Origin of the sequence: Limnofasciculus baicalensis BBK-W-15, from assembly GCF_024178385.1 — a bacterium.
Lineage (GTDB): Bacteria > Cyanobacteriota > Cyanobacteriia > Cyanobacteriales > Coleofasciculaceae > Limnofasciculus > Limnofasciculus baicalensis.
The window spans coordinates 1-7,902 of sequence record NZ_JAMZMM010000289.1; the positions used below are offsets into that span (position 1 = coordinate 1).

Genomic DNA, 7,902 nt, shown 5'->3' on the forward strand with positions numbered 1-7,902 from the left:
GCCCCACTCCCCACTCCCCATTCCCGACTCCCTAACTAACAGGCGGTAATTCTTCTAAAATTTTGAAGCGAACATGATTAATAGCCAACTCACCAATAGAGGTATTTTCTTTTTGCACTAAAGCTCCCTGACTTTTGAGAGTTTCAAAAGAAATACCTTTACCAATCTCTATATGATACCAAGCCAAACCCATAAAAAATCGGGTGGGATAAGGTCCTCCTTCAACTATGTCATCAGGGTTTGATTCCATCGGTAACCAGCCAAATCCTGGTAGGTAAAATTCTAGCCAAACATGATTAAAGTCTGGTTGTAATGGGATACCGAATTTGTCTGGTTCCTGTGGACATTTGTAACGCCCCACTGTGCGGCAAGCAATCCCGTTCAAGCGTGCTAAAGCTAGTAAAACCCCCAGATATTCTCCACAGGAACCAATACCCCGTTCTAAAACAATATCGGGACTATCGATATGGGGTTTAATGCCATAAGAAAGTTTGTCGTAGACGTAGTTACGAATACTGTACATTTTGCGGAGTAGATTTGTTTCCCGCCCAATCGCTTCTTGAGCCGCATCGATAACAATTTCTTGATCCATAGATAACTCATCATTATCCACCAAATAGCGGGTTTGAAACTCTGGCGATAACTCGGGCAACGTTTCCACATCTCGCGGTGTGAAGCGATATTTAATACTCCGAACTTCTAGGAGTGCTTTCCAGCCAAATAGATGGCGTTCTCCTGGTTTTAGGGTATCAAATTTAAAGACAGCAACCCGTTCACCATCCTGAATTTCTTCGGTAAAAGGAATGCCAACTGGTTCAATTTTCCTTACCTTTTGTCGATCTGTTTCGGAAGGTAAGGCGATGCGCCATTCTACGTCTTTTAATTCTACATCTTCAAGAGGAGAAAGTTCCTCCACGTAAGACATTTCGATTAAATAGCCGTTGGAGAGAGCGTAGCGACTGTCTGGTTGTACGTGAAAATAGAGAGGGTGAATGAAAGTGCGATCGCGATATTGCAATTCGTAATTTGGATTTGCGTTGGGGTTGTCCCGGATGTAAGGTTCATCACTGGAGTATGCAACATAGAGGATATCCTCACCTGTGTCTGGATCGTGGTAAAATGTTAAGCCTGTAGGATTCTCAAAGGGAGTGAGGATACTGAACTGAATGTCGCCTGTGGCTCGATCCAGACAGTAAACCGTTTGTTCTTCGCGATCGCAAACCCACAGTTCCTCACCCCGTACCGTAATATTTTCCACCCCAATTCCCGGCGCATATAATCGAGTAATCTCCCGACAAGTATCGCGGCTGTAAATGAAAATATACCCAGCTTTATGGCAGGTAATGTAGACAGTTGAATCCTTAATCGCCACACCGTCAACCCTGTAGGGCAAGGTTACGAACTGTTCCAGACTTAGCTCTCCATTGAGCTGTCCAAAATAAACACTGTCATTCCATGCCAACCAGATGGTATCATGATGAATTGCCAAACCAGTGGCAGATGCAAAATCTAACTCGCGGGACGAGTTTAAAATTTTGGTATTGTCGCTTTTTGGGTCAATTTGCAGCAGATAGCCGTTGGTAGCATCAATCGCAATTAGGTGTTCTCCCCAAAAGGCGATGCCGTGTAAAGCAGAGGCGGCAATTGGTCGAATTATACCGGACCAGGGATACTGTAGCGGTGGAATGGTAGAGGCTGAATCAGGAATCATGGTTAATCCAGATGAAGATTTCTATAAGAGTTGAAAACAAGGTTCTCTTGCTGCGAATGCTTTAAGTTACAATAGAATTACGAAAAGCATACCCGAATACCCCGTCTCTGTAGACTGGGGAGTTAAAGTGTCAACAGTGCATATACTAGTCTGACAAAGCCCAACCTAGACAGGTTTACATTTCCGTCGTGGAAGCTAGGCATTTGTTATGAACCGTTTAACACACAGATTTTCCTATACCAGTAAAGGCTATATCATGGCTTGGTTAACACGCTCCTATTGCTCAAGAATACTAACTGTGGCTTTGGCATTGGGGCTGGCAGTCGAACTTCCAGCAACTGTGCAAGCTCAGTTGACAACCGCCTCCCTTGGCGCTCAACTACCCGAAACATGGGAATTTCAAGCTCCCAGCGGTCCTGATGCTCCGCTCCCGGTAAACAGAGAAGCGGGGGGAAAACGGGAGATCGCAGATGCCCTACCTTGCGTCATGAGCGATCAACGCCTGACTGCGATCGTGCCATCTTCTGGCTTGGGAACAACGGTAGCAGAATATCCGACTGTTTTTTGGTACATGCCTAAGACTAGGGCATCAGGAGTAGAGTTAGTCCTGACAGATACCAAAAATCGGGAGATTTACTCTGTAAATTATGCTTTAGACAAGTCCGGAGACGGAACAGCCCCGGCTGGGATCATGAGCTTACCACTTCCCGCCTTGGCTAACTTTTCGCCGTTAAAAATCGGTCAGAATTATCGCTGGCAATTGGCATTGGTTTGCGATGCCAACGCACGGGATAAGGATGTGGTTGCTAGCGGCTGGATTCAGCGAGTTTCACCTAGCCCCAATCTGGCAATGCGGGTTAAACAGGCAACTCCCCAAGAGCGGGTGACTATCTATGCCAATGAGCGGCTTTGGTATGAGACATTGATTACCTTGAACCAACTGCGGCGGGATTTACCCAAAGATAGAGATCTCGAAGATGCGTGGAAAAAACTGCTCAAGTCGGTGGGATTGGACAAAATTGCCCAAGAGAATTCTGGGGATAAAATCGTCGCCGTGCCGTGACAAGTACAGATTCTCCAAGTGCAGCTTCTCTGAGTACAAATTCTCTGAGTAAAAATGAGTGTGGGAATAAAAGGCGAAAGAAAGCTAAAATATGAATATCAAGGCAGATCTAGTCTTACCATCGGCTCCTCATCAATGTGCCATTCCCCTGTTGGAACTTAGTTTTCTGTTCTGAGGTCTTCATATAAAAAACCTATCTCGCGCAGGAGATCTTTCGGTCATGACTTCGTTCACACACTCATCACGATTACTTTCACTCTTCACAGCTTTGACATTGGGATTGGCAGTAAACATCCCAGTGCAAGTGCAAGCTCAGTCTGTTGGCACTAAGATTCCCAACCAATGGGAGTTCAGCGCACCATCCGGTCCAACGAGCAATCCCCTGCCAGAAAATAGAGAAGGCGGGGGGATACGAGGTGATTGTATTGCCGACAACAACCCAAATACAGTACCCATTGCCTTAGTTCCCAAGTCTGGAGTAGGAACAACAATCGCTCAGTATCCGACTATCTTTTGGTACATGCCCAAAACCAGGGCTTGGGGAGTCCAAGTGGTTGTCCGGGATGCCAACAACAAGGAAGTTTACTCGATTAAGTACCCATTTGCGAAGTACTCTCGAACAAGAATTAATCCCGAAAATGGCAGATCAATTACTGAGGGATTCGTTGTCGGGAGTCCCGGTATCATGAGTTTCACTCTTCCTGCCTCTAGTGGTTTATCTGGTTTGGAAACGGGTGAGGAATATCACTGGCAATTAAGCCTGATGTGTGATGAAATAGACAGATCGGGGGATTTTTATATCAATGGTGGATTCCAGCGAGTTGAAGACACATCCGGCTTGGCTAGTCGGGTTCAGCAACTCCCAATGGAACAGCAGTTTGCGATGTATGTGGACAAGCGACTGTGGTATGAGGCGTTAGGAACTCTGATTGAGATGCGACGAGAGAAGCCTAACGACAGGAATTTGATCGAAGCTTGGGATAAACTGCTCAAGTCGGCGGCGCTAGACAATGCTCTTGGGGAACCGTTATTTCAAGAGGCGAGAAGCATAAACAACCAATAACCGAAAGCTTTTCGGTAAAATCTCAGCAAAAAATGTCCCGCTTATAAAAAGCAGCGGATTCGGGGAGACGGATTCTGGTTTGTCTCCCCGAATCCTGTAATAAGCAGCTTGACTTCTAGTGTTGAAGACAGGGTAGTGTTATAGTATTGACGATCGTCGGCTACCTAGATTTTTTGAGTAGTCAGACTGGATCGTTCAAACAAAGGGTAATTAACAGATAGGAAAAGCACATCAAATCCGGCTGGCAAACTAATAATAACTTCGGTAAATTGAGAGGAAAAAATATGGCAGAAATTAATCGAGATCAAATACGGGATCGCCTGGGTAATATCGACCAGATTCGAGACATAATTTTTGGCGCTCAATTGCGAGAATATGATAGTCGCATTGACAAAATTGAATCTAATTTAGCCTTGCTACAGCAGGAAATGCGGGATCGCATCGACCAAAGTAAGACATCTTGTTTAACAGAAATACGGACAGTAGCAGATACCTTAGAGAAAAAAATCAAGTCTCTAACTCTAACTCATCAAAACGAGAATGCGGATATTCGACAAACCGTCGATCTAGTCAACAAGAAATTTTCTAACTCTATTGAATCTCTAGATCAAATTATAGATAGTCAGACGAATTCACTCCAGACAAATCTATCAGAAACAAAAGAAAAGATTCAAGGAGAAATCATGTCATTACGAGTGCAGGTTTTTGAAGAACTAGAACGGCGCTTCTCGATGATGAAAGATACTAAAATTGCTAAAGATGATATGGCAGAAATTTTATTTGAGCTGGGATTAAGAATTAAGGGAACTGAATTTGCTCCGGAACTTAAAGAAGCTGCTGGTACTAATGTTTCCTCAGATATCCGGTTACTGGAAGCAAGCAGGATTTCCGGATGACCAGAGAGCGAGACGCAGAGCAAATGCCTGTCTTACATGGGGATAAGTCGGTAAGTACTTTTAAAAATATACATCTCAAGAATGTTCGGCTTGTCATTTTGAATTAGTGCTGTTAGCGCAAAAGCTGGATATATCATTGTCAAGGATAACGTTACGAGAAATCGAAGGGACACAACAATGTCTAACCAACCCAATTACGTTTTTGTTCTCGATACCAACCGTAAACCACTGACACCTTGCAAGTCATCATTAGCCCGTAAGTTGTTGAATGCTGGCAAAGCAAAAGTTTTCATGTTGTATCCGTTCACAATCATTTTAAATAAGGAGGTAGCCGACGGACCCAAACCCTTAACACTTAAAATCGACTAGGGTGATTTTTGAGGAATAAGAGCAAGGTAGCGGGGATCAAAATATGACTTCATCAAAAAACAATCAATCTCCTTTATCCCAGATAGAAGGCTTGTTGGATTTATTGCTAGATTTACAGAATGCTAATCCAACGGCTGAATCGAGGGAGGAGTCAGGGTTATCTCAAGGAGATGGGGAAAGTCAGGGTGCATCTGTAAATTCTCAGTCAGTGGATAACTCCGTGACTTTACAGGCAAATGACGCAGCTCCGATTGCTCATGAGTTAAATCTATCCCTTCAGCCCAAAATCAAGGAAGAAAGAGGAGAGGGGAATGGGGATTTGGGAAAACAAGATGATTATTTGAACTTTAGTAATGAAGAAGAGCCACTTGACGTATTAAGCAATTTATCAATTGTAGATCAGAATCAGCCAGAGCAAATCGAAAATTCATCCCCACAGCCAGACACCAGATCGCACTTATTAGTTGAAACTCAATTCAAATTAGAAAAACCAGAAGACTCTAGAAATCATTCCAGTTTATTGATAGACGACTCCACCGCCAATGCCCTGAACAGTTTGCAGCAACTGTTGAACCAGTCTTTTATAGAAAAAGAGTCAAGGGAAAAGTCTACTGATTTATCACATTTAAGCGAATTAGATGACGAAAAAATAGCAAGTTTAGAGTCATTATCTTTAACCGCATCCGACGGGGTTATCTACTCTGAGATAGTAGAAGAACGAAACCAAGAATTGAGTAGATTGTCCATGTTAATGGGATTAGAAGTATACGAAAATAAAGATGCAGAAACATCCAATAAAACATCATCTTCTATTGAGAAATTATCACCACAATCAAACGGTTCAGTCGTTGTAACGGAAGAGTCAGAGTTAGAGGATTCATTAAGCTCATTCGATCGTTTGCAACGTTTGATCCTGACTCCAGATTTAATAGAATCTCGCGAGGTACTAATGTATCTCCAAGAGCAATTTACAATTCTGGAAAATAAAATTTACGATCCCGCCGAGTTAATTAAGTTAATTTTGCCTTTAATTGCTGAAATATTGACGATTAAAGTAGGGGAAGCCAGGGAAGAAATGGCACGAGCAATGTCGCCGATTATTGATGAGATGATTCAAGCGAAAACTCAGGAAGATAAACAAGGAATTAGTTCAGCTTTAGCACCCATACTGCCCGATGCCATTACCGAACAGGTTACCAACTATCCAGGAGAATTCGCTACGGCTTTGGCTCCAGAAATGGGTAAAGCGATTAAGGAACAAATTGAATTAGAGCGGGATGCAATGGTAGATGCTCTCTATCCCGTCATTGGTAGTACTATTACTAAATACATGGGAGAAGCTATTGCTGCAATTAATCAAAAAGTAGAAAATAATCTTTCTCCAGAAGGTATTAGTCGTAAACTTCGTGCGAGAATCCAGGGAGTCTCTGAGGCAGAATTGATCTTCAAAGAGGCGATGCCTTTTAGCATCCAAGGGATTTTCTTAATTCACAAAGGATCGGGATTGATTGTTTCTGAAGTGCAACCCTTTGGCAAACAACGTTTGGAGTCAGAAATGATGGCTGGGATGCTGACAGCAATCCGTAGCTTTGTCAATGATTGTATTGCTCAGTCAGGGAATATCTCAGAATTAGATCGCATTGATTATGGAAATTGCGAAATTGTTTTGGAAGTTGCGGGATACTGTTACCTAGCAGTGGTAACAGAAGGAACTCCCCCCCCATCATTCTTAGAAAAAATGCGCGATACTCTAATTACTATTACGCAACGGCATGGCAAAGCAATCGAATTATTTGATGGCGATCCAGATAGTGTACCAAAACCCGTACACCAGCTCCTAGAATCTTTAACACAAGTTAGCGATGGCTCCCGCCCCACTTTAGGGCAAGCACGCAATATTCCTGTGGCTATTTTAGCGGTAGTAACGCTAGTTTTAAGTGCGATTTTTATCCCTTGGGGAATTCATCACCATCGCAGTGTAATTAATCTAAATCTTGAGGAAAAAACTAGATTAGCATTGACTTCCGATCCGGAGTTGGCAGTTTATCGAATTGGTGTCGATGCCAAAGGGAATACGATCAGACTTTCTGGTAAGTTGCCCACTAAATATTTGGTAGAAAAAGCGGGTGAAATTACGAATGACGCTGCCCCAAAAGTGAAGTTAGATAATCAGATTGTGGCGGTAAAAGTACCTCAAGATCCTACGGTGGTAGCGGGAGAAGTTGAGAGAGCAACCAGGATACTTAATCAAACAGAAAGAATGGCGATTTGGACGACGTACAATGAGGGTAAAGTTACTGTTAAAGGTAGCATAGTTCAGGTGGCTGATGCCGAGAAAATTACAGAAGCATTGTCAAAAATTCCCGGGGTTGAATCAGTGACTAATACAGCACAATTACAACCGTTAGCTCTCGCATCGCGCATTTACTTCGATCTTAATTCTGCGGAGTTAAAATCGTCAGAAAGAGAAAAACTCGATCGGGTAAAGGCATTTCTTAATGATTACCCTAGCCAGAATCTCAGAGTAATTGGGTATTGCGATCGCAATGGCAATAAGTTAGAAAATCAGGAGTTAGCAGTAGAGCGAGCTAAAACTGTCTCGAAACTACTAGTAAATCAAGGTATCGATCCCAGAAGACTGCAAGTTGCTGGTACGACAAAACCCCCCACTAATGTCTATGCAGATGATGCGCTAAACTTAAGTCGATTTGTTGAATTTGAGGCGATCGCGCCTTGATTTCGTTAGTTGTTGGTTGTTGGTTGTTGGTTGTTAGTTGTTAGTTGTTAGTTGTTAGTTGTT

5 protein-coding genes and 1 pseudogene are annotated in these 7,902 nt (G+C 43.0%); 5 read left to right on the plus strand and 1 reads right to left on the minus strand.

Annotated elements, in window-relative coordinates:
• Window positions 1-31: 31 nt before the first annotated feature.
• Window positions 32-1,711 (minus strand): transglutaminase-like domain-containing protein, encoded by a 1,680-nt coding sequence (locus NJ959_RS22080; protein ID WP_254013900.1) that lies wholly within the window; start codon window positions 1,709-1,711, stop codon window positions 32-34.
• 208 nt (window positions 1,712-1,919) lie between these two features.
• Between NJ959_RS22080 and NJ959_RS22085 the strand changes: the two genes are divergently transcribed.
• From NJ959_RS22085 to NJ959_RS22105, 5 genes and pseudogenes are all read left to right on the plus strand, one after another.
• Complete coding sequence (locus NJ959_RS22085) at window positions 1,920-2,774, plus strand: DUF928 domain-containing protein (RefSeq protein ID WP_254013901.1); 855 nt, start codon at window positions 1,920-1,922, stop codon at window positions 2,772-2,774.
• Window positions 2,775-2,994: 220 nt separating this feature from the next.
• Window positions 2,995-3,837 (plus strand): DUF928 domain-containing protein, encoded by an 843-nt coding sequence (locus NJ959_RS22090; RefSeq protein WP_254013902.1) that lies wholly within the window; start codon window positions 2,995-2,997, stop codon window positions 3,835-3,837.
• A 284-nt stretch (window positions 3,838-4,121) separates the two neighbouring features.
• The gene (locus NJ959_RS22095; RefSeq protein WP_254013903.1) at window positions 4,122-4,733 is read left to right on the plus strand and encodes a hypothetical protein; all 612 of its coding nucleotides are present in this window, start codon (window positions 4,122-4,124) and stop codon (window positions 4,731-4,733) included.
• Window positions 4,734-4,910: 177 nt separating this feature from the next.
• A pseudogene (locus NJ959_RS22100) lies at window positions 4,911-5,099 on the plus strand (RRXRR domain-containing protein); the annotation flags it as partial.
• A 46-nt stretch (window positions 5,100-5,145) separates the two neighbouring features.
• The gene (locus NJ959_RS22105) at window positions 5,146-7,839 is read left to right on the plus strand and encodes an OmpA family protein (RefSeq protein WP_254013904.1); all 2,694 of its coding nucleotides are present in this window, start codon (window positions 5,146-5,148) and stop codon (window positions 7,837-7,839) included.
• Window positions 7,840-7,902 lie beyond the last annotated feature (63 nt).

Bases quoted from the DNA above. Each gene is read 5' to 3' on its own strand.
- NJ959_RS22105 (WP_254013904.1), top strand. From the start codon at position 5,146: ATGACTTCATCAAAAAACAATCAATCTCCTTTATCCCAGATAGAAGGC.
- NJ959_RS22080 (WP_254013900.1), bottom strand. From the start codon at position 1,711: ATGATTCCTGATTCAGCCTCTACCATTCCACCGCTACAGTATCCCTGG.
- NJ959_RS22095 (WP_254013903.1), top strand. From the start codon at position 4,122: ATGGCAGAAATTAATCGAGATCAAATACGGGATCGCCTGGGTAATATC.
- NJ959_RS22090 (WP_254013902.1), top strand. From the start codon at position 2,995: ATGACTTCGTTCACACACTCATCACGATTACTTTCACTCTTCACAGCT.
- NJ959_RS22085 (WP_254013901.1), top strand. From the start codon at position 1,920: ATGAACCGTTTAACACACAGATTTTCCTATACCAGTAAAGGCTATATC.